This window comes from Streptomyces sp. NPDC056479 (assembly GCF_042795335.1).
Lineage (GTDB): Bacteria > Actinomycetota > Actinomycetes > Streptomycetales > Streptomycetaceae > Streptomyces.
In genome coordinates this window covers 251,966-271,600 of record NZ_JBHTRZ010000007.1, presented here as the reverse complement: position 1 = coordinate 271,600, position 19,635 = coordinate 251,966, and the positions used below count along the sequence as shown (strand labels likewise).

Annotated in this window: 17 protein-coding genes; 2 read left to right on the top strand and 15 right to left on the bottom strand. The window is 70.9% G+C overall.

From position 1 onward, the window contains the following. Positions 1–7 precede the first annotated feature (7 nt). The 6 genes from ACFQ6S_RS27530 to ACFQ6S_RS27505 form a co-directional block, all read right to left on the bottom strand. Positions 8–3,055 carry an AAA family ATPase gene (locus ACFQ6S_RS27530; RefSeq protein WP_383415160.1) on the bottom strand — a complete coding sequence of 1,016 codons (3,048 nt, stop codon included), beginning with the start codon at positions 3,053–3,055 and terminating at the stop codon, positions 8–10. Positions 3,056–3,186: 131 nt separating this feature from the next. Then, on the bottom strand, positions 3,187–3,384 hold the full coding sequence (locus ACFQ6S_RS27525; protein WP_383415159.1) for a hypothetical protein: 198 nt from the start codon (positions 3,382–3,384) through the stop codon (positions 3,187–3,189). A 206-nt stretch (positions 3,385–3,590) separates the two neighbouring features. After that, positions 3,591–4,136 (bottom strand): hypothetical protein, encoded by a 546-nt coding sequence (locus tag ACFQ6S_RS27520; protein WP_383415156.1) that lies wholly within the window; start codon positions 4,134–4,136, stop codon positions 3,591–3,593. 35 nt (positions 4,137–4,171) lie between these two features. Next, complete coding sequence (locus ACFQ6S_RS27515) at positions 4,172–4,747, bottom strand: GNAT family N-acetyltransferase (protein WP_383415153.1); 576 nt, start codon at positions 4,745–4,747, stop codon at positions 4,172–4,174. Next, entirely contained in the window at positions 4,725–6,953 is a 2,229-nt protein-coding gene (locus ACFQ6S_RS27510) for an MMPL family transporter (RefSeq protein ID WP_383415150.1), read from the bottom strand. The genes ACFQ6S_RS27515 and ACFQ6S_RS27510 overlap by 23 nt, the downstream gene beginning before the upstream one ends. A gap of 210 nt (positions 6,954–7,163) precedes the next feature. Then, entirely contained in the window at positions 7,164–7,541 is a 378-nt protein-coding gene (locus tag ACFQ6S_RS27505) for a hypothetical protein (protein ID WP_383415147.1), read from the bottom strand. Between the two features lie 187 nt (positions 7,542–7,728). Here ACFQ6S_RS27505 and ACFQ6S_RS27500 point away from each other — a divergent pair, with 187 nt between their 5' ends. Further along, positions 7,729–8,532, top strand: a complete 804-nt coding sequence (locus ACFQ6S_RS27500) for an SAM-dependent methyltransferase (protein ID WP_383415144.1) — start codon at positions 7,729–7,731, stop codon at positions 8,530–8,532. 59 nt (positions 8,533–8,591) lie between these two features. Here ACFQ6S_RS27500 and gatB read toward each other — a convergent pair whose 3' ends face one another. The 6 genes from gatB to ACFQ6S_RS27470 form a co-directional block, all read right to left on the bottom strand. Further along, a complete protein-coding gene (gene gatB, locus ACFQ6S_RS27495) occupies positions 8,592–10,106 on the bottom strand; it encodes an Asp-tRNA(Asn)/Glu-tRNA(Gln) amidotransferase subunit GatB (RefSeq protein WP_383415141.1) in 1,515 nt (504 codons plus the stop codon). Positions 10,107–10,121: 15 nt separating this feature from the next. Beyond that, positions 10,122–10,361 carry a hypothetical protein gene (locus ACFQ6S_RS27490; RefSeq protein WP_194040287.1) on the bottom strand — a complete coding sequence of 80 codons (240 nt, stop codon included), beginning with the start codon at positions 10,359–10,361 and terminating at the stop codon, positions 10,122–10,124. After that, positions 10,358–11,851 (bottom strand): Asp-tRNA(Asn)/Glu-tRNA(Gln) amidotransferase subunit GatA, encoded by a 1,494-nt coding sequence (gatA, locus tag ACFQ6S_RS27485; protein WP_383415137.1) that lies wholly within the window; start codon positions 11,849–11,851, stop codon positions 10,358–10,360. Before gatA ends, ACFQ6S_RS27490 begins: the two co-directional genes overlap by 4 nt. Before the next feature lie 6 nt (positions 11,852–11,857). Continuing rightward, the gene (gene gatC, locus ACFQ6S_RS27480) at positions 11,858–12,154 is read right to left on the bottom strand and encodes an Asp-tRNA(Asn)/Glu-tRNA(Gln) amidotransferase subunit GatC (protein WP_007384860.1); all 297 of its coding nucleotides are present in this window, start codon (positions 12,152–12,154) and stop codon (positions 11,858–11,860) included. A 94-nt stretch (positions 12,155–12,248) separates the two neighbouring features. Further along, positions 12,249–12,743 carry a cupin domain-containing protein gene (locus ACFQ6S_RS27475; protein ID WP_383415134.1) on the bottom strand — a complete coding sequence of 165 codons (495 nt, stop codon included), beginning with the start codon at positions 12,741–12,743 and terminating at the stop codon, positions 12,249–12,251. 60 nt (positions 12,744–12,803) lie between these two features. Next, the gene (locus ACFQ6S_RS27470; protein WP_383415132.1) at positions 12,804–13,175 is read right to left on the bottom strand and encodes a DUF4267 domain-containing protein; all 372 of its coding nucleotides are present in this window, start codon (positions 13,173–13,175) and stop codon (positions 12,804–12,806) included. A gap of 87 nt (positions 13,176–13,262) precedes the next feature. Between ACFQ6S_RS27470 and ACFQ6S_RS27465 the strand changes: the two genes are divergently transcribed. Then, on the top strand, positions 13,263–13,850 hold the full coding sequence (locus ACFQ6S_RS27465; protein ID WP_383415130.1) for a TetR/AcrR family transcriptional regulator: 588 nt from the start codon (positions 13,263–13,265) through the stop codon (positions 13,848–13,850). A gap of 59 nt (positions 13,851–13,909) precedes the next feature. On the opposite strand, the gene ACFQ6S_RS27460 is transcribed toward ACFQ6S_RS27465, so the two are convergent. The 3 genes from ACFQ6S_RS27460 to ACFQ6S_RS27450 form a co-directional block, all read right to left on the bottom strand. Further along, positions 13,910–16,144 (bottom strand): putative bifunctional diguanylate cyclase/phosphodiesterase, encoded by a 2,235-nt coding sequence (locus tag ACFQ6S_RS27460; RefSeq protein WP_383415127.1) that lies wholly within the window; start codon positions 16,142–16,144, stop codon positions 13,910–13,912. Positions 16,145–16,414: 270 nt separating this feature from the next. Then, positions 16,415–18,610, bottom strand: a complete 2,196-nt coding sequence (gene ligA / locus ACFQ6S_RS27455; protein WP_383415125.1) for an NAD-dependent DNA ligase LigA — start codon at positions 18,608–18,610, stop codon at positions 16,415–16,417. A gap of 15 nt (positions 18,611–18,625) precedes the next feature. Beyond that, positions 18,626–19,633: a methionine synthase gene (locus ACFQ6S_RS27450; protein WP_383415123.1), complete on the bottom strand. Its 1,008-nt coding sequence runs from the start codon at positions 19,631–19,633 to the stop codon at positions 18,626–18,628. Between the last annotated feature and the right edge of the window lie 2 nt (positions 19,634–19,635).

The window sequence follows — 19,635 nt, the reverse complement described above, 5'->3', positions numbered from 1 at the left end:
GTATGCCTCAGTTCGTCGTACCCGACGTGAGCTTTTCGGCCGGGAACAGACCCAGTCGGTGCGCCACCGCCGCCGCCTCCCCCCTCCCGGAGACGCCGAGCTTCCCCAGGATGTTCGAGACATGGACGCTGGCCGTCTTGGGGGAGATGAAGAGTTCCTCGGCGATCTGGCGGTTGGTGCGGCCGGCGGAGACCAGGCGCAGGACGTCTCGTTCACGGGTGGTGAGGCCGAGGGAACCGGCCGGGTCGGTCGGGGGCGGGGCGGTCGTGAGGCTGAGGCGGGCTCGCTGCGCCAGGTGTGTGGCGGCGTCGACGAGGGGGCGGGCGCCCAGGTGGGTGGCGGTGGCTCGGGTGAGGCGGAGCAGTTCCGTGGCGCGGGCGCGCTCGTCGTCGCCGCCGATGACGAGCAGCGCCTCGGCCAGGCGGTGGCGGACCTGGGCCAGGTCGTAGGGGCGCTCCAGGGGTTCGAAGGCGGTGACCACGTCCGACCAGGTGTCGGGGGTGTCCTGGCCCACGGCCCGGTCGAGTTCGGCTCTGGTCCATCGCTCGTAGGCCAGCCAGAGGGGAGCGCCCGTGGTGAGTTTGCGGACTGCCTCGAAGAGCCGTTCCAGGAAGGCGGTGCGGCCCTCCTGTGCGGTGGGCAGCGCATGGGCGCGGGCGTCGGACTCGGCGATTGCGGCGGTCAGCAGCAGTGGCCAGGCGTAGCGCTGGGTGCCGGGTGGGAAGCCGGCGCTCAGGGCCCGGTCGGCCTCGGCGCGGGCGTCGAGGAGGCGGCCCTCGGCGGCGGCTATGCCGAGGGCGAGGAAGGACATCGGCAGATTGTTCTGCGGCATGGGGTCGTGCGTGCCGTAGTGGGCGCGAGCGGCCTCGAGATGACGGGTCGCCTCGGCGATCTCGCCGCGGGCGAGGGCGAGATGGGCGAGGCGGTTGGAGCCGCCGCCGCGCGGCTTGGCGGACTGTCCGGTGCGCTGGGCGTTCATGGCGGCCTCGGCGGCCTCGTCCCAGCGGCCCAGGGAGATCAGTGACTCGGCGAGGTTCGTCCAGATCCAGGCCTCCGAGTCGCGCAGGCCCCACTCCTGGGTGAGTCGCAGGCCCTCGCGCAGGATGCCGACGGAGTCCCCGGAGCGGCCGACGCCTTCGAGGACGGACGGGAGGTTCACATGGCTGCGGCCCACCACGGCGGTGAGTCCACGGGCCAGTACCTCGTCCTTGACCTCGTACATCTGCGCCACTCCGGCGTCGATCTCGCCGGCGTCGACCATGAGGACGCCGAGGGTGAGGCGCGCGTTGAGTTCGATGACCTCGGCGCCCACCATGCGCGCGTACTCGACGGCCCGCTCGGCGGCGGACATGGCGTCGGGGCCGGGGGCGCGCAGCATCGACCAGTTGGCCGCGGCGGCCAGCACCTCGGCGTGCACCTCGGACGGCGGCAAGCCGCGCACCAGTTCCTGCGCGGTGCCCAGTTCCTTCCAGCCGTCACCGCGCGCCTGTGCCTGGACCAGCCGGGAACGCTGGACCCAGAACCAGGCGGCGCGCAGGGGGTCGCCCTCGTCCTCCAGCAGATGCAGGGCCCGCTTGATGATCTTCAGGGCGCGTTCGCGTTCCCCGCACAGCCGTCCGGCGACGGCGGCCTCGGCCATCAGGTCGAGGTAGCGCAGGGGTGTGGTCGCGGGGTCGCAGCCGCAGGGAGGGTAGACCTCCGCGTAGTCGACGGGGCGCAGTGTGGCGCGGACGTCCTCGGGGGCGGTGTCCCACAGCTCCATCGCGCGTTCCAGCAGCCGCAGTTGCTCGGCGTGGGCGTGCCGGCGGCGGGCGGTGACAGAGGCGTCCAGGACGGCGGGCAGGGCCTTGGCGGGGTCGTGGGCGTGGTACCAGTAGCTGGCCAGCCGCATGACGCGCTCGCCGGCCGGGACGAGTGTCGGGTCGGCCTCCAGGGCCTCGGCGTAACGGCGGTTGAGCCGGGAGCGCTCGCCGGGCAGCAGGTCGTCGCCGACGGCCTCGCGGACCAGGGAGTGCCGGAAGCGGTAGCCGTCGCCGCCGGGCGCGGCGATGAGGATGTTGGCGTTGACGGCGGCCCGCAGCGCCTCGATGAGGTCGTCCTCGGCGAGCCGGGCGACGGCGGCGAGCAGCCGGTACTCGACGGTGGAGCCGCCCTCGGCGACGATCCGGGCGACCCGCTGAGCACTCTCGGGCAGGCTCTCGACCCGGACCAGGAGCAGGTCGCGCAGGGAGTCGGTGAGGCCGGTGCAGCTGCCTTCGTGGGCGGCGACGGCGAGTTCCTCGACGAAGAAGGCGTTGCCGTCGGAGCGTTCGAAGATGGCGTCGACCTGGGCCGGGTCGGGCTCGTGGGAGAGGATCCCGGCGACCTGCCGGCCGACCTCGGCGCGGTTGAAGCGGCCGAGTTCTATACGGCGGACGGTGCGCAGCCGGTCCAGTTCGGCGAGGAGCGGACGCAGCGGGTGGCGTCGGTGGATGTCGTCGGAGCGGTAGGTGGCGAGGACGACCAGACGGCCGGTACGCAGGGTGCGGAAGAGGTAGGCGAGGAGATGGCGGGTGGAGGCGTCGGCCCAGTGCAGGTCCTCCAGCACGACGACGACCGTACGGCCGGTCGCGACACGCTCCAGGAGCCGGGCGGTGAGCTCGAAGAGACGGGCCATGCCCTCCTCGTCGGAACGGTCCGCTCCGCGGGCAGGAGCTGTCTCGCCCAACTCGGGCAGCAGCCGGGCCAGTTCCTCCTCCTGGCCGGCGGCAGCGGCGGCGAGTTCCTCGGGCAGTTCGCGGCTCAGGGCGCGCAGTGCGGTGGAGAACGGGGCGAACGGCAGTCCGTCGGCACCGATCTCCACGCAACCGCCGAGCGCGACGACGGCACCCTCGCCCGCGGCGGCGGCGAACTCCTCGACAAGGCGGGTCTTGCCCACCCCGGCCTCGCCGCCGATCACCAGCGCCTGCGGCTCGCCCTCGGCGGCACGGACGAGGGCGTCGTTCAGCGTCTCCAACTCGGTCGCGCGGCCTACGAACACGGGACTGACCGACCTGCTCTCCACGGGTTCGAGCATGTCACGCGACGCGGGCGGTGCGGCACCGGTTTTTGCCGGGCCCGGTTTCGGCTCCGGATGGGCCTGGTCCTCGGACGCCGGTCGGGCCGAACGGCCCGGACCGGCGTCGTGAAGCCCTGCCTTCGCCGCCTTCACGCGGCGCGCGGATGCCGATGCCTGCGGAAGCGGGACCTATGCGTCTCCGGTTCCGCCCCGTTCTCGGCCGAGCGCTTAGAGGCCTCGCGGCGCTCGGCGCGACGGACCCGGAGCGCCTCGCGGACCAGGCGCTCGTGCTCGGCCCGGCGGATCAGGTCGGCGGAAAGGATGTGGTGAAGCTCGTACTCGTGCATGGCGGGAACCTTGTTCTTCCTGGTGGGAGTCGGGTTTCGGCATCGCTTGCGGCGATGACTCAACCTTCGTCTCCCAGGCGGGTCCGCCACATCGGGAGAGTTCCGCATCTTTGCCGGGGGGTTGGGCCTTAGATGCGCGTGAGGGGTCTCAGACGCGCCGTAAGTACCTCACGGAACGTCTAAGACCCCTCGGGACCTGCGGTGACTCAGCCCGCTGAGGGCAGGCCGAGCAGTGCGTCGGTGTACTTGAGCACGGCCAGCAGCAGGCCGATGACGCCGAGCGCGACGCCGCCCCAGGCGACGGACTTGATCCATGCGGCCTGCGGCTTGCCGGGCGCCCCGAACGCGGGACGGGCGAGCACGACGGCGCCGACGATCAGCGCGACCAGCGCGAACACGCCGGCCCACAGGGCGGAGGTCTGCCAGGCATCGCCGTAGACCTCCTTGATCTGTGTGGCGACGCCCGCGTTGGAAGCGGTCTCCAGCTGGCCGATGAGGGTCTCGCGCGCGGCGGCGACCGTGCCGATCCAGCCACCGGTCAGGGAGACGAGGCCGAGCGCGACGGAGACGACCGCTCCCGCGCCCTGGCCGACGCCGGAGGGGCCCGCTTCCGTTGCCTCGACGGTCACCTCATCCTCGTGCTCGCTCCCGTCGACGTCCTCGGCCTCGGCCTCGGTCGCCTTGGTGACGTCCACGTTCTCGTCGTCGGTCTTGGCCTCGGTCACGGTCTCGTCCACTGTCTTCGTTCCCATGTCTCGCACCGTACGGACGCTCTCTGAGAAGTCTCTTAATGATCGTTGTGTGCGGCACGCGCGCGTATGTCACGCCACTGCGGGGCGAGGATCGACCACACCTCCAGATCGTGCCGCACCCCACGATAGGGGTGCGCCTGCCGGCGTACCCCGTCGCGGGTCATGCCGAGGCGCCGGGCGACGTTCAGGCTGGGGGTGTTTCCGGAGGCGGCGACCCATTCGACGCGGTGGATGCCGCGTTCCTCGACGGCCCAGTCGATGAGCACCCGCATGGCCCGGGTGATGAGGCCGCGTCCGGTCGCGGCGGGCTCCAGCCAGCACCCGACCTCGCAGTTGCCGGTCGCCGCGTCGAAGTTCAGGGTGAGAACCCCTCCGACGAGTTTTCCGTCCAGCCAGATGCCGTGGTACGACGCCGTGTCCGCGGCGCGCATGTCCGCGTACCGCTGGAGTGTCTCGCGTGCCGACGCCAGGTCGCTGACGTTCGAGCCGAACGGGATGTACTGCCCGATGAACTCCCGGCCCCGCTCCAGGTTCGCGAGGAACTCCTCGGCGTGCCACGGCTCCAGGGGCCTCAGCTCGGCCCCGTGGTCATCCAGCGATATCGCGTACATCGCCCCGCCGCTCCTTCTCCAGTTCCGCCACGACATCGGTGAGCCTCTCATGGGCGGCCCGGGACTCGGGCGGCTCGATGCTGATGCGGGGCATGCGCTTGTCGAGCCAGCGGGGCAGCCACCAGTTGGCGCCGCCGAGCATGTGCATCAGGGCGGGGACGAGGAGCGTGCGCAGCACGAAGGCGTCCAGGGCGACGGCGGCGGCCAGCGCGATGCCGAACATGGCGATCACGCGGTCGCCGCTGAGGACGAAGGCGAGGAAGACCGAGATCATGATGACCGCGGCGGAGTTGATCACCCGGCTGGTCTCGGCGAGGCCGACCCGGACGGCCCGCCGGTTGTCGCCGGTCTCCAGCCACTCCTCGTACATCCGGCTGACCAGGAAGACCTGGTAGTCCATGGAGAGGCCGAAGAGCACCGACACCATGATGACCGGCAGGAACGGCTCGATCGGGCCCGCGCGGCCCAGCCCCAGCAGCTCGCTCCCCCAGCCCCACTGGAAGATCGCGACGACCACACCGAATGCGGCGGCGACGGCGGCCACGTTCATCACGGCGGCCTTCAGCGGAATGCCGACGGACCGGAAGGCGAGCAGAAGCAGCAGACAGCCCAGGCCGATGACGACCCCGACGAACAGCGGCAGCTTGCCGACGATCACATCGGCGAAGTCGTCGTAACCGGCCGTCATGCCGCCGACCTGCACATCGAGCGAGGTGCCGGTCTCGGCGCGGGGCAGTACCTCCTCGCGCAGCCGGTCGACGAGGTCGCTGGTCTGCCGGGACTGCGGGGAGGACTCCGGTACGACGGTGAGGTACGCGGTGTCGCCGCCGGCGTTGTACGTCACCGGGGTCACCGAGGCGACGCCCTCGGTACCCCGCAGGGTGGTGTCGAGGTTGTCGAGGGCGAGCTTGTCGTCGCCGCCGTCCACCTCGGTGACCAGGGTGAGCGGCCCGTTCACGCCGGGTCCGAAACCGTCGGCGAGCAGGTCGTAGGCCTGGCGGGTGGTGGAGGTCTCGGGGTCGTTGCCCTGGTCGGAGGTGCCCAGGCGCAGGCCGAGGGTGGGCAGCGCGAGGACCGTGATGACGGCGAGCGCGACGGCGCCGAGCGCCTTGGGGTGACGCTCCACGAACGCCGACCAGCGGGCGGCGAAGCCGGTCGGCAGCTCGGGCTCGGGGCCGTGCTCGGTGAGCCGGCGTCGCTCGCGGCGGCTGAGGGCGCGCATGCCGATGAAGGACAGCAGAGCGGGCAGCAGGGTCACGGAGGCGGCGACCGTGAGGACCACGGTCAGCGAGGCGGCGATCGCGACGCCGTTGAGGAAGCTCAGCCGCAGGATCAGCATCCCGAGCAGGGCTATGCACACGGTCGCGCCCGCGAAGACGACGGCGCGTCCGGTGGTCGCGACGGCGTTCGTGATCGACTCGGTGACGGGCAGGCCGCGTTTCAGGCCGCGCCGGTGTCTGGTGACGATGAACAGCGCGTAGTCGATGCCGACGCCGAGCCCGATGAGCATGCCGAGCATGGGCGCGAAGTCGGCCACGGTCATCACATGTCCGAGGAGCACGATCCCGGAGTACGCGGTGCCGACGCTGACCAGTGCGGTGGCGATGGGCAGCAGGGACGCGGCCGGCGAGCCGAAGGCGAGGAGCAGCACGACGGCGGCGACGGCCACCCCGACGACCTCGGCGACATGACCGCCGCTCGACTCGGTGAGGGCGACGGCGCTCCCGCCGAGCTCCACCTGGAGCCCGTCCGCCTCGGCGTCCCTGGCCGCGTCCACGACGGCCTGTGCCTCGCCGCTGTCGAGGCTCTCGGCACTGTCGTCGAAGGTGACGGTGGCGTACGCCGTCCTGCCGTTCTCGCTGATCTGGGCGGCGCCCTGCTTGTCGTACGGGCTGCCGACGGCCGCGACGCCGGGGAGTTCGGCGATCCGGTCCAGGGTGCGCGTCATGGTCTGTTCGACGTCGGCGGCCTGGACGGTGCCGGACGTGGTGTGCCAGACAACGGTGTCGCTGTCGCCGCCGAGGCCGGGGAAGCCGTCCTCGAGGAGCTGGGTGGCGCGGCCCGATTCGGTGCCGGGGACGTGGTAGTCGTTCGAGTACGCGGAGCCCGTCATCGCGGCGGCCGCGGTGACCCCGCCGAAGGCGAGCAACCAGAGCAGTGCGGCGACGAGGCGACGTTGAACACACCAGCGTGCAAGAGCTGCCACGAACGTGCTCCCGGGACTATTTGTGGATCTTTGGCCGGGAACCGTCGTCCATGAAGTGAACAGCCCGCAAAGAACGCATGAGCGATGTGAAGCAAACTCTCGCAGGCGCAAGAGATCGTTTGCCGCGTTCGTGCGGTTATTCACAGGAGTGGGAGCCAGATCACAGGACAGTAACGGTCACTCTGTCGTCCCTGCGTGACGCCTTTCACATCAGTCGAACTGATCTCCCAGCGCCATCACCATCACACCGGTGACGAGGAGCCACAGCGCCCGGCGGGTGCGACCCCGCGAACCGAGGAGCGCGGCCACCGCGCAGACCGCGGCGCCGACGGCATAGGCGGCCGGGACGAGGGCCGGGGCGGACCCGCTCGCCCGCCCCGCCGACGCGGCCAGCCCGGCGACGGTGAGGAGCAGCCCGGTCACGACCGCCGTCCAGCGGGCCCGCCGCGCCACCTGCGCCGGGTCGTCGCCGTCCTCGGGGTTCTCGACGTCCTCGACGTCCTCCCGGTCCTCGGCCTGTATGTCGTCCGGCGTCTCGGACCGCTCCTCCCGCGTCCCGGCCATCTCGGAATCACCGCGTCCACTCATGGCGGGCGAGCGTAGCGCGTCGCGCTGAGAAACCGGATGCGGGGCCGCATGGCCGGCTGTTAGCTTGCGACGTTCCGACGTGGTGCGGCACACCGCCGCCGACCTGGGCAGGTGCATTGTTTGAGCGTCCGATCGAGCTCCTCCGTATCCCTTTCCGCTTCCCCGGACTCAAGGAGCCCGTTCACCGATGCCAGACATCACCCCGAGGACCTCGGATGAGGATCTCGCCAAGCGGCTGACCCACCCCCGCTACCCGCGCAGCAACAACTACGACCCCCGCTGGGTCGTCGAGAACCAGATGGGCCCGAACGCACTCTGGCTGCTGGAGTGGCTGGCCCCCGCTCTCGGCCTGGACGCCCTGCGCCCCGGTGCCCGCGTCCTCGACCTGGGCTGCGGCCGGGCGATGACCTCCGTCTTCCTGGCCAGGGAGTACGACGCCCAGGTCACCGCCGCCGACCTGTGGATCGAACCCGACGCCAACGCCCGGCGCGTCGCCGAGGCCGGGTTCGCCGACCGAGTGCTGCCCGTGCGCGTGGAGGCACACGACCTGCCGTTCGCCGAGGGCAGCTTCGACGCGATCGTGAGCGTCGACGCGTACCAGTACTTCGGCACCGACGATCTGTATCTGCCCACGCTCACCCGCCTGTTGAAGCCGGGCGGGCGGATCGGTGTCGTCGTGCCCGCGCTGCGGGAGGAGCCGGACGGTCTCGAACCGCCGGAGCATCTCAAGCCCTGGTGGGAGCCCGGTTACTGGTGCTTCCACTCCGCCGACTGGTGGCGGCGGCACTGGACGCGCAGTGGCGCCGTCGAGGTGGAGGGCGCCGAGTGGCAGCCGGACGGCTGGCAGGACTGGCTGCTGTGGTGCGACGTCATCGCCGAGGAGAGCCCGGAGGAGTTCCATCGCACGATGGCCCGCCAGGTCGGCGAGATGGTGCGGCTGGACGAGGGGCGCGCGCTGGGCTTCGTACGGCTCGTAGGACGCCGTAAGTGACCCCCTAGGCAGCACGACGGCCCCGGAGGCAGGTCCTCCGGGGCCGTACGCGCTGTGTCTCAGCCTTCGCTGACGCCCAGCTTCTGAAGGATCAGCTCCTTCACGCGAGCCGCGTCGGCCTGGCCCCGGGTCGCCTTCATGACCGCACCGACCAGGGCGCCGGCCGCGGCCACCTTGCCGCCGCGGATCTTGTCCGCGATGGCCGGGTTGCCGGCGATGGCCTCCTCGACGGCGGTGCCCAGGGCACCCTCGTCGGAGACGACCTTCAGACCGCGCTTGTCCACGACCTCGTCCGGGGTGCCCTCGCCCGCGAGGACGCCCTCGATGACCTGGCGCGCCAGCTTGTCGTTCAGGTCGCCCTTCGAGACCAGCTCGGAGACCCGGGCGACCTGGGCCGGTGTGATGGACAGCTCGTCCAGCGACGTGCCCGACTCGTTGGCGCTGCGCGCCAGTTCGCCCATCCACCACTTGCGGGCGGAGGTGGCGTCGGCACCGGCGTCGATCGTGGCGACGATCGGGTCCAGCGCGCCGGCGTTGAGGATCGCCTGCATCTCGGTGGCCGAGATGCCCCAGTCCGCGAGGAGGCGGTTGCGGCGCACCAGCGGCAGCTCGGGCAGCGCGGCGCGGATCTCCTCGACCCACTCACGGGAGGGGGCGACCGGGACGAGGTCCGGCTCCGGGAAGTACCGGTAGTCCTCGGCCTCTTCCTTCACCCGGCCCGAGGTCGTGGACCCGGTGTCCTCGTGGAAGTGCCGCGTCTCCTGGATGATCGTGCCGCCGCCGTTCAGCACGGCGGCGTGCCGCTGGATCTCGAAACGGGCCGCGCGCTCCACGGACCGCAGCGAGTTGACGTTCTTCGTCTCGGAACGCGTGCCGAACTTCTCGGTGCCGTTCGGGCGCAGCGACAGGTTCACGTCGCAGCGCATCTGCCCCATCTCCATGCGGGCTTCCGACACACCGAGCGCCCTGATGAGCTCGCGCAGCTCGCGGACGTACGCCCGCGCGACCTCGGGAGCCCGCTCGCCCGCACCCTCGATCGGCTTGGTGACGATCTCGATGAGCGGGATGCCGGCGCGGTTGTAGTCCAGCAGCGAGTGCGAGGCGCCGTGGATACGGCCCGTCGCGCCGCCGACGTGCGTCGACTTGCCGGTGTCCTCCTCCATGTGGGCGCGCTCGATCTCCACACGGAAGGTCTCGCCGTCCTCCAGCTGGACGTCGAGATAGCCGTTGAAGGCGATCGGCTCGTCGTACTGGGAGGTCTGGAAGTTCTTCGGCATGTCCGGATAGAAGTAGTTCTTCCGGGCGAAGCGGCACCACTCGGCGATCTCGCAGTTCAGCGCGAGACCGATCTTGATCGCCGACTCGACGCCGGTCGCGTTGACGACCGGGAGCGCGCCGGGCAGGCCGAGGCAGGTCGGACAGGTCTGCGAGTTGGGGTCGGAGCCCAGCTCGGTGGAGCACCCGCAGAACATCTTCGTCTTGGTGCCGAGTTCGACATGGACCTCAAGGCCCATGACGGGGTCGTACGACGCCAGCGCGTCCTCGTACGACACCAGGTCGGTCGTGGTGGTCACGGTGAAACTTCCCTCTCAGCCCAGCAGGACGTCGTCGTCGCCCAGCCGCTTCAGCTCGCGGTAGAGGATGGCGAGGCCGGTGACGATCGCGGCGGCGGACACGGCGGCGTCGATCAGGACCAGCGTGTCGCTCTCGGCACGGGCCTTCTTGAACCGCTTGGCGACACCGACGGCGCCGAACGCCGTGGTGGCGATGGACAGGTACGTACCGGACTTGGACTTCTTGAAGTCCTTGGCCTTGGACAGCTTGCTCACAGCGACGGAGCCTCCTCCAGGAGCGGGTGCCCCCACCTTTCCACGAAGGCCGCCTCGACGGCGGCGCCGACCTTGTAAAGGCGCTCGTCCTTCATGGCCGGGGCGATGATCTGCAGGCCGACCGGGAGGTTGTCCTCCGGAGCCAGGCCGCACGGCAGCGACATCGCGGCGTTGCCCGCGAGGTTCGTCGGGATGGTGCACAGATCGGCGAGGTACATCGCCATCGGGTCGTCGGCCCGCTCGCCGATCGCGAAGGCGGTGGTCGGCGTCGTCGGCGAGACGATGACGTCGACCTGCTCGAAGGCCTTCTCGAAGTCGCGCGTGATGAGCGTACGGACCTTCTGGGCGCTGCCGTAGTACGCGTCGTAGTACCCGCTCGACAGGGCATAGGTGCCGAGCATGATGCGGCGCTTGACCTCGGGGCCGAAGCCCGCCTCACGGGTGAGGGAGGTGACCTCCTCGGCCGAGTGGCCGCCGTCGTCGCCGGTCCGCGCGCCGTAGCGCAGGCCGTCGAAGCGGGCGAGGTTGGAGGAGCACTCGGAGGGCGCGATCAGGTAGTACGCCGAGAGGGCCAGGTCGAAGGACGGGCAGTCCAGCTCGACGATCTCGGCGCCCAGCTCCTTCAGCAGCTCGACGGACTCGTCGAAGCGCTGGATGACGCCGGCCTGGTAGCCCTCGCCGCGGAACTGCTTGACGACGCCGACGCGCATGCCCTGGACACTGCCGTTGCGGGCGGCGTCGACGACCGGCGGGACGGGGGCGTCGATGGAGGTGGAGTCCATCGGGTCGTGCCCGGCGATGACCTCGTGCAGCAGGGCCGCGTCCAGGACCGTACGGGCGCAGGGCCCGCCCTGGTCGAGGGAGGACGAGAAGGCCACCATCCCGTAACGGGACACGGCCCCGTACGTCGGCTTCACACCGACCGTGCCGGTGACGGACGCCGGCTGGCGGATGGAGCCGCCGGTGTCGGTGCCGATGGCGAGGGGTGCCTGGAAGGAGGCGAGCGCGGCGGAGGAGCCGCCACCGGAGCCGCCGGGGATCTTGGTCAGGTCCCAGGGGTTGCCGGTCGGGCCGTAGGCGCTGTTCTCGGTGGAGGACCCCATGGCGAACTCGTCCATGTTGGTCTTGCCGAGGATGACGACGTCGGCGGCCTTCAGCCGCTTGGTGAGCGTCGCGTCGTACGGCGGGATCCAGCCCTCGAGGATCTTCGAGCCGACGGTCGTGGGAACGCCCTCGGTGGTGAAGATGTCCTTCAGCGCGAGCGGGACGCCGGCCAGCGGACCGAGCTTCTCGCCCTTGGCGCGCTTCTCGTCGACGGCGCGGGCCTGGGCCAGGGCGCCCTCGCGGTCGACGTGCAGGAAGGCGTGGACCTTCTCGTCGACGGCCTCGATGCGGGCCAGGTGGGCCTCGGTGACCTGCACGGCCGTGAGCTCGCCGGAGGCGATCTTCTCAGCCGTCTCGGCGGCGGTGAGCTTGATGATGTCCGTCATGGCTTCTTAGTCCTCCCCCAGGATCTGCGGCACCTTGAAACGCTGCTGCTCCTGGGCCGGGGCGCCGGAGAGCGCCTGCTCGGGGGTGAGCGACGGACGGACCTCGTCCGCCCGCATGACGTTCGTCAGCGGGAGCGGGTGCGAGGTCGGCGGTACGTCTTGGTCGGCGACCTCACTGACGCGTGCGACCGCGCCGATGATGTCGTCCAGCTGTCCCGCGAAGTGCTCGAGCTCTTCGGGCTTCAGCTCCAGACGCGCCAGCCGGGCGAGGTGGGCGACCTCCTCGCGCGTGATGCCAGGCATGCAGCGATCCTCTGGGGTGAGTGTGTGTGGTTTGGCCCAATCCTATGGGGCCGGGACCTGTGCCCGTGAAACGGTTTCCCAGGGGCCTCGTCCGTCAGTGACGGCGCCCCTCCCAGACCTCGCTCCTCATGAAGTGGTTGTCGTACAGCTCCTGCACCTCCAGCAGGCTCTCCGGGGTGGCCTCGCCGAGGGCGATGCGCTGGATATGGCGGAAGTACTCGAAGCGCTCGACGCCGGGGGTGATGACGATCAGCAGGTCGGCGTCGGCGCCCGGCACGGCGGCGAAGGCGTGCGGTTTGCCGGGCGGTACGACGACGAGGTCGCCGGGTCCTGCGGTGACGACGTCGTCGCCGGAGAGGATCTCGGCGGCGCCGTCGAGCAGGAAGAACATCTCGGCGGAGTTGTCGTGCCAGTGCGGCTTGGCGCCGTCGGCGCCGCCCGCGAGCGTGACGCGCTGGGTGGACAGCGCACCGCCCGTCTGGCTGCTGTCGGCCAGCAGACGCATGGTGGTGGGCGCGCGGCCGACGACCTCCGCCTCGGCCTCGCGGACGATCACGGACTCGTCGAACTTCGGAACGAACAGCGACATGTCGAACCCCCGGTGACGGTCTTGGCGTACCCGGACGTACTCGGACGTACTAGGACGTGGTCAGACGAGGAAGAGCAGGGCGGCGCTGATCAGGACGACGACCGCCGTGGCGAAGTGGATCCCGAAGGCGACGGCCTTCGCACCGCCGTGCCGCAGCACTATCAGTGTGTCGAAGAGCGGCACGATCGCCACCGCGAGCATGAACCAGGCCTCGGCGCGGGCGCCGACGAAGAACAGCAGCGCGAGGCCCATCAGGCCGAAGGTGCCGTCCCGCAGTCCCTTGATCGAGAGATAGGCACCGGCATCGCCGTCCGGCCGGGCGGGGACGCCGTAACCGGTGGCGGCGGAGGCGGGCTGGAACAGGAACCGGTACCCGAGGAACACGCAGAACAGGTTGAGCACGACGGCCAGGGTGTAGGCGGTCACGGTCATGTCTTCACTCCTCGCTAGCACTGCTAGGGACAGGAGCGAAGCTAGCAGAGCGTCGACAATTGCGCTAGCGCTGCTAGAATTCCTGGCATGTCGATCCAGACGCGCAAAGAGCGCGAACGAGCGGAACGCGAGCGGCTGATCGTCACCGCCGCACGGGAACTCGCGGAGTCGGAGGGCTGGGACGCGGTGACGACCCGTCGGCTGGCGGCCGAGATCGAGTACAGCCAGCCGGTCCTCTACAGCCACTTCAAGGGCAAGGACGCGATCATGGCCGCGGTGGCGGTGCAGGGCTGCGCGGACCTGGCCGACGAGTTGCATCGGGCCCGTACGGCGGCGCGGGGCAGGCGCGCGGCACTGGCGGCGGTGGGCGAGACGTACACGGCGTTCGCACGTCGCCGGCCGGCGCTCTACGACGCGATGTTCACGCACCGGGTGGACCTGCCCTTCGCCACCCCCGAGGCCCCCGAACCCCTGCAGCGGGCCTTCGCCGAACTGCTGGCGGCGGTCGAGCCGATCGCCGCCGAGGGAGACGACCCGGGCCTGCTCACGGAGACGTACTGGGCGGGCCTGCACGGTCTGGTCACGCTGATGCGGAGCGGGCGGCTGCCGGAGGGGGCGCACGAGCGGCGGCTGGACCTGCTGACGGGGCATTTCACAGCGGGGGCGGACAGCTAGCAACCCCGCGCGGAACGCCCCTTCTTCAGCTCTTCAGCCGACCCGCACGGCAGGGCACTTCATTCGGCGGCCGGCAGTGCCGCGCGCGGCCGCTGCCACCCGCGCGATCCCCGCGCCAGCAGCCATGCCGTGGTCTCCTCGGGCGGCATCGCGGCGGCCACCAGCCATCCCTGTACCGCGTCGCAGCCCAGATCGCGCAGCCGCTCCCATGTCTCGTCGTCCTCGACGCCCTCGGCGACCACGAGCAGCCCGAGCGAATGCGCCAGATCCACGGTGCAGCGCACGATCTCCGCGTCCTCGGTGTCCACCGCGAGCCGCGCCACGAACGACCGGTCGATCTTCAGCTCGCTCACCGGCAGCCGCCTGAGATGCACGAGCGACGAATACCCCGTGCCGAAGTCGTCCAGCGACATCTTCACGCCGTGCCCGGTCAGCCCGGCCAGCGTGTCCGCGGCGCGCTGCGGGTCCTCCAGGAGGACGTGTTCCGTTATCTCCAGTTGGAGCGCTCCCGCCGGGACCCCGTGCCGGGCGAGCCGCGCGGCGACCGAGCCCGCGAAGCCGGGGGTGTGGACGTCGCGCGGCGAGACGTTGACCGCGACGGGCACGAACAGGCCCTGGGACCGCCACCGGGCCACCTGCCCGAGCGCCGTCTCCAGCACGTACTCCGTCAGATGCGGCATCAGCCCCGACGACTCGGCGATCGCTATGAACTCGTCCGGCGGCACCTTCCCGCGTTCGGGGTGCACCCACCGCACCAGGGCCTCCAGCCCCGCGACCTGCCCGTCGAAGCGGACCTTCGGCTGGTAGTGCAGCTCGACCTCGTGCGCGTCGAGGGCGCGGCGCAGATCCCCCAGCAGACCCAGCCGGTCCGGGGTGTTCGAGTCGCGCTTGGACTCGTAGACCTCGACGCCCGTACGGTCCCGCTTCGCCTGGTACATCGCCACGTCCGCGCGCCGCAGCAGCCCCTCGGCGTCGAGGGCGTGGTCCGGGAAGACGGCGACTCCGGCGCTGGCCTCCAGGACCAGGGTGAGACCGTCGAGGTCCAGCGGGGAGCTGAGGGCGGTGACCAGGCTCCGGGCGACCCGGGTCGCGGACGTCGTGGAGTCGGCGACGGGCAGTAAGACGGCGAACTCGTCACCGCCGAGCCGCGCGGCCTCCGCTCCGCGCGGCAGGGCGAGCCGCAGCCGGTCCGCTATCTGCAACAGCAGCCGGTCACCGGCCAGATGACCCAGCGTGTCATTGACCGATCGGAACCGGTCGAGGTCGATCAGCATCAGGGCGGACCGGGCGCCGATGCGCTCGGCGTCGTCGAGCGCGGTCCAGATGCGTTCCAGCAGCCACTGCCGGTTGGGCAGCCCGGTCAGCGGGTCGCGCAACTGCTCCTCCGCCCGGGCCCTGGCTATCCACAGCGTGGAGTCGAGGGCGACGAGGGGGATCGAGAACAGCGGCAGCAGCAGGGGCTTGGCGATGGCGACGACGCACACCAGCGGTGCGATGCCGAGCAGCGCGACCGCGACCAGGCCCTGTCTCACCAGCGCGGTGCGCTCGACGGTGGGCAGGCCGCCGCGTGGGGACTGGAGGTACCACAGCAGGACCCGGGTGACCGCGAGATAGGCGGCGGCGACGAGCACCACGCCGGGGGCGGCGTAGAGCGTCCAGGTGTCGGGGTTCCAGGGGGTCTCCACGGTGGGCACCCGGCCGAAGGCGGCCAGCACGAGGGCGCCGGCCGCGATGCCGAGGATGTCCACCGCGCCGTGCAGCACGCCCTGCCGCCAGCGGTTGCGGCGGGCGACACCGACCAGGACGACGACGGTGAGGCTGACCATGCCGGCGGGCACCCAGCCGTACAGCATCAGCACGGCGAGGGTGAGGGCGGCGCCGGAGCCGGTGCCGCCCCACCAGCGGGCGCGGCCGAGCGCGACCAGGTGGCCGACGATGATGCCGGTCAGCACGGCCAGCGACCAGCCGACCGTGCCGGACGGGAAGAGGGCGTGGTTGTCGGTGAACGCCCGGTAGAACCCGGCGCCGAGGACGAACCCGGCCGCCGCGACGACCGCCGCGGGCAACGCGGGCCAGGACAGGTGCCGTTCATGATCGGGGTCCGGCAGCCCGGCGGCGTGCTCGGGGCCGAGCGGCCCGACGCTTCGGCCGTCCACCATGGTGGGCGGCCCGGCGGCGCTCCCCGCGCCTCTTTCCGGGCGCGAACGCTCCGCGCTCCGCGACGCCCGTCCCCGCCATGCGCCGGTCAGCCGGCGCAGGCGTGAGCGCGGGGCGGCGCTCTCGGTCGGTTCCATTCCCGTCCCTCTCACACCCGGCGGTGCCCACGCCACGCGGCCCGATGCCCGACAAACCTTCAACGGCACCGCGTCGGAAAACCCTTCCCCTCGCCCTTCGAAGCCCGTCAAGAGCAAAGGGATGCCCCGACCGCAGCTGGGCACGGCAGGTGCATATCTCAACAGTAGGCCGCAGAAGGCTTCTACGGGCAGCGGTCGTCGACGGTTGCCCGAATGCGCCCCAGCCACCCGTATGCATCTGGTATGCACCGATCGGGTGGCCTTCAACCGTTACTCCTCCAGGGGGAGGGCAACTTCGGCCGCCGCGTCGGGACCCTGTTCCAGCAGGACGTTGAAGCCGTCCTCGTTCAGAACAGGCACCTTGAGCTGCATGGCCTTGTCGTACTTGGACCCAGGGTTGTCGCCTACGACAACAAAAGATGTCTTTTTCGAAACGGAACCGGTCACTTTCGCTCCGCGACTCTGGAGCGCGTCCTTGGCGCCGTCGCGCGTGAAGTGCTCCAGTGTGCCGGTGACGACGACGGTAAGCCCTTCCAGCGGGCGGGGGCCTTCGTCCTCGCCGGACGACTGCTCCTCCAGCGGGACCCCGGCCGCCTTCCACTTGCGGACGATCTCGCGATGCCAGTCCTCGGCGAACCACTCCTTGAGCGCCGCGGCGATGATCGGACCGACCCCGTCGGTCGCCGCCAACTCCTCCTCGGTGGCCTGGTCGATACGCTCGACCGAGCGGAACTCGCGCGCGAGAGCCTGCGCCGCCACCGGTCCGACGTGCCGGATGGACAGCCCGTTGAGGAACCGGGCGAGCGGGCGCTGCTTGGCCGCCTCGATGTGCTCCAGCAGGGCGAGGGTGTTCTTCTTCGGCTCGCCCTTCTGGTTGGCGAAGACCGTGACGACCTTCTCCTCGCCCGTCTTGGGGTCCCGCTTGGGCAGACCACTGTCCGGGTCGAGGACGTAGGCCTTGATGGGCAGCAGCTTCTCCACCGTCAGGTCGAACAGGTCGCCCTCGTCGACCAGCGGCGGGTCGGCCGGCTCCAGCGGGCGGGTGAGCGCGGCGGCGGCCACCCCGCCGAAATGCTCGATGTCCAGGCACTCGCGGCCGGCGAGGTAGGAGACGCGCTCCCTCAGCTGGGCGGGACAGGCACGGGCGTTGGGGCACCGGAGGTCGATGTCGCCCTCCTTCATGGGCCTGAGCGCCGTACCGCACTCGGGACACACGCTCGGCATCACGAACTCCCGCTCGCTGCCGTCGCGCAGATCGACGACCGGGCCGAGGATCTCCGGGATGACGTCCCCGGCCTTGCGGATGACCACGGTGTCGCCGATGAGCACGCCCTTGGCCTTGACGACCTCCTGGTTGTGCAGGGTCGCGAACTCGACCTCACTGCCCGCGACGGTGACCGGCTCGACCTGGGCGTACGGTGTGACCCGGCCGGTGCGGCCGACGCCGACCTTGATGTCGACGAGCTTGGTGTTGACCTCCTCCGGCGCGTACTTGTAGGCGATCGCCCAGCGCGGTGCGCGCGCGGTGGAGCCCAGGCGGCCCTGGAGCCGGATCTCGTCGAGCTTGACGACGACTCCGTCGATCTCGTGCTCCACGGAGTGCCGGTTCTCGCCGTAGTGGGCGATGAACTCCCGTACACCGCCGAGGTCCTCGACCACCCGGTTGTGCGGCGAGGTGGGCAGGCCCCAGGTCTTGAGGAGGTCATAGGCCTGGGAGAGGCGGCTCATGCCCGTGAAGCCCTCCAGGGCCCCGATGCCGTGGACGACCATGTGCAGCGGGCGGGTGGCGGTGACGCGCGGGTCCTTCTGGCGCAGCGAACCGGCGGCGGCGTTGCGGGGGTTGGCGAAGGGCTTGTCGCCGGCGGCGACCAGGCGCTCGTTGAGCTCGAGGAACTTCTCCATCGGGAAGTAGACCTCGCCGCGGATCTCCACCAGGTCGGGGACCTTGTCGCCATGAAGGCGGTCCGGGATCTCCGCGATCGTACGGACGTTGGGGGTGATGTCCTCGCCGGTGCGGCCGTCGCCACGGGTGGCCGCGCGCGTGAGACGGCCGTTCTCGTAGGTGAGGTTGACCGCGAGGCCGTCGACCTTCAGCTCGCACAGGAAGTGATACTCCTGCTCGCCCAGTTCGCGCGCGATGCGGTCGACCCAGGCGGCGAGTTCGTCGTCGTTGAAGGTGTTGTCGAGCGACAGCATCCGCTCGCGGTGCGCGACCGCCGTGAACTCCGTCGCGTACGAACCCGAGACCTTCTGAGTCGGCGAGTCCGGGGTGCGCAGCTCCGGATACTTCTCCTCCAGCGCCTCCAGAGTCTTCAGCAACCTGTCGAACTCGGCGTCGCTGACGACCGGAGCGTCCTTCACGTAGTACCGGAAGCGGTGCTCCTCGACCTGCTCCGCCAGCTGCGCGTGCTGTTCGCGGGCCTCGGCGGGCACCGCCGTCGTCTCCGCTTGCTTGTCGCCGGCCACCGTATCGTCCTCCCGTTACTCTGGGTTGTCCGCGAGGGATCTCGCCGCCCGGACGCAGTGGGCGAGAGCCCTGCGTGCGTAGTCGGGGGAAGCCCCCGCGAGTCCGCACGACGGAGTGACCGTGACGGCCTCCGTGAGAAGCGCCGGTGACAGCCCCAGCCTGCGCCACAACGTCCTGACACCCATGACGCTACCGGCAGGGTCTGACAATCGGCCGTCCGTGCCCGGGACGACACCTGCGAAGAGCCGGGTGCCGTCTTCCACCGCCTCGCCGATCGCGTCGTCGTCACGCTCGGTGAGGAGCGAGAAGTCGAAGGAGATCGCCGTCGCGCCCGCCCGGCGCAGCAGGGCGAACGGGACGTCCGGTGCGCACGAGTGGACCACGACGGGGTCGTCGCCGTGAACCCCGACGACATCGCGGAGGGTCGCCTCGACGATCTGCCGGTCCACGGCCCGGTGGGTCCGGTATCCGCTGGCCGACCTGACCTGGCCGCGCAGTACGGAGACGAGCGAGGGCTCGTCGAGCTGGAGGACGACTCGGGCACCGGGGACGCGGCGCCGGACCTCCGCGAGGTGCTGCCGCAGCCCTTCGGTGAGCGAGGCGGCGAGGTCGCGGCAGGCGCCGGCGTCGGAGAGCGCGGCCTCGCCGTTCCTCAGCTCCAGTGCGGCGGCGAGGGTCCAGGGGCCGACCGCCTGGACCTTCAGCAGCCCGTCGTAGCCCTGGGTGAACTCCTCCAGCGCGTCGAGGTCCTCCCCCAGCCACGACGTGGCCCGCCTGGTGTCCCGGCCCGGCCGGTCCCCGATCCGCCACCCGCTGGGCTCCACGCGCGCGTACAGCTCGACGAGCATCCCGGCGGTCCGGCCGATCATGTCCGCGCCGGGGCCACGGGCGGGCAGTTCCGCGAGGAACGGGAAGTCCTCGAAGGACCCGGTGACGGTCTTGGCGGCCTCACGGGCGTCGCCGCCGGGCATGGAGCCGATGCCGGTGGCGGGGGCGAAGGCGAACGGGCTGTTTTCACTCACCC

What these genes read in the sequence shown, in the direction of transcription:
- ACFQ6S_RS27530 (WP_383415160.1), bottom strand. Translation starts at nt 3,055, where the DNA reads ATGCTCGAACCCGTGGAGAGCAGGTCGGTCAGTCCCGTGTTCGTAGGC.
- ACFQ6S_RS27505 (WP_383415147.1), bottom strand. Translation starts at nt 7,541, where the DNA reads ATGAGTGGACGCGGTGATTCCGAGATGGCCGGGACGCGGGAGGAGCGG.
- ACFQ6S_RS27515 (WP_383415153.1), bottom strand. Translation starts at nt 4,747, where the DNA reads ATGTACGCGATATCGCTGGATGACCACGGGGCCGAGCTGAGGCCCCTG.
- gatA (WP_383415137.1), bottom strand. Translation starts at nt 11,851, where the DNA reads ATGACGGACATCATCAAGCTCACCGCCGCCGAGACGGCTGAGAAGATC.
- ACFQ6S_RS27475 (WP_383415134.1), bottom strand. Translation starts at nt 12,743, where the DNA reads ATGTCGCTGTTCGTTCCGAAGTTCGACGAGTCCGTGATCGTCCGCGAG.
- ACFQ6S_RS27465 (WP_383415130.1), top strand. Translation starts at nt 13,263, where the DNA reads ATGTCGATCCAGACGCGCAAAGAGCGCGAACGAGCGGAACGCGAGCGG.
- gatC (WP_007384860.1), bottom strand. Translation starts at nt 12,154, where the DNA reads ATGCCTGGCATCACGCGCGAGGAGGTCGCCCACCTCGCCCGGCTGGCG.
- ACFQ6S_RS27520 (WP_383415156.1), bottom strand. Translation starts at nt 4,136, where the DNA reads ATGGGAACGAAGACAGTGGACGAGACCGTGACCGAGGCCAAGACCGAC.
- ACFQ6S_RS27470 (WP_383415132.1), bottom strand. Translation starts at nt 13,175, where the DNA reads ATGACCGTGACCGCCTACACCCTGGCCGTCGTGCTCAACCTGTTCTGC.
- ACFQ6S_RS27525 (WP_383415159.1), bottom strand. Translation starts at nt 3,384, where the DNA reads ATGCACGAGTACGAGCTTCACCACATCCTTTCCGCCGACCTGATCCGC.
- ACFQ6S_RS27500 (WP_383415144.1), top strand. Translation starts at nt 7,729, where the DNA reads ATGCCAGACATCACCCCGAGGACCTCGGATGAGGATCTCGCCAAGCGG.
- ACFQ6S_RS27460 (WP_383415127.1), bottom strand. Translation starts at nt 16,144, where the DNA reads ATGGAACCGACCGAGAGCGCCGCCCCGCGCTCACGCCTGCGCCGGCTG.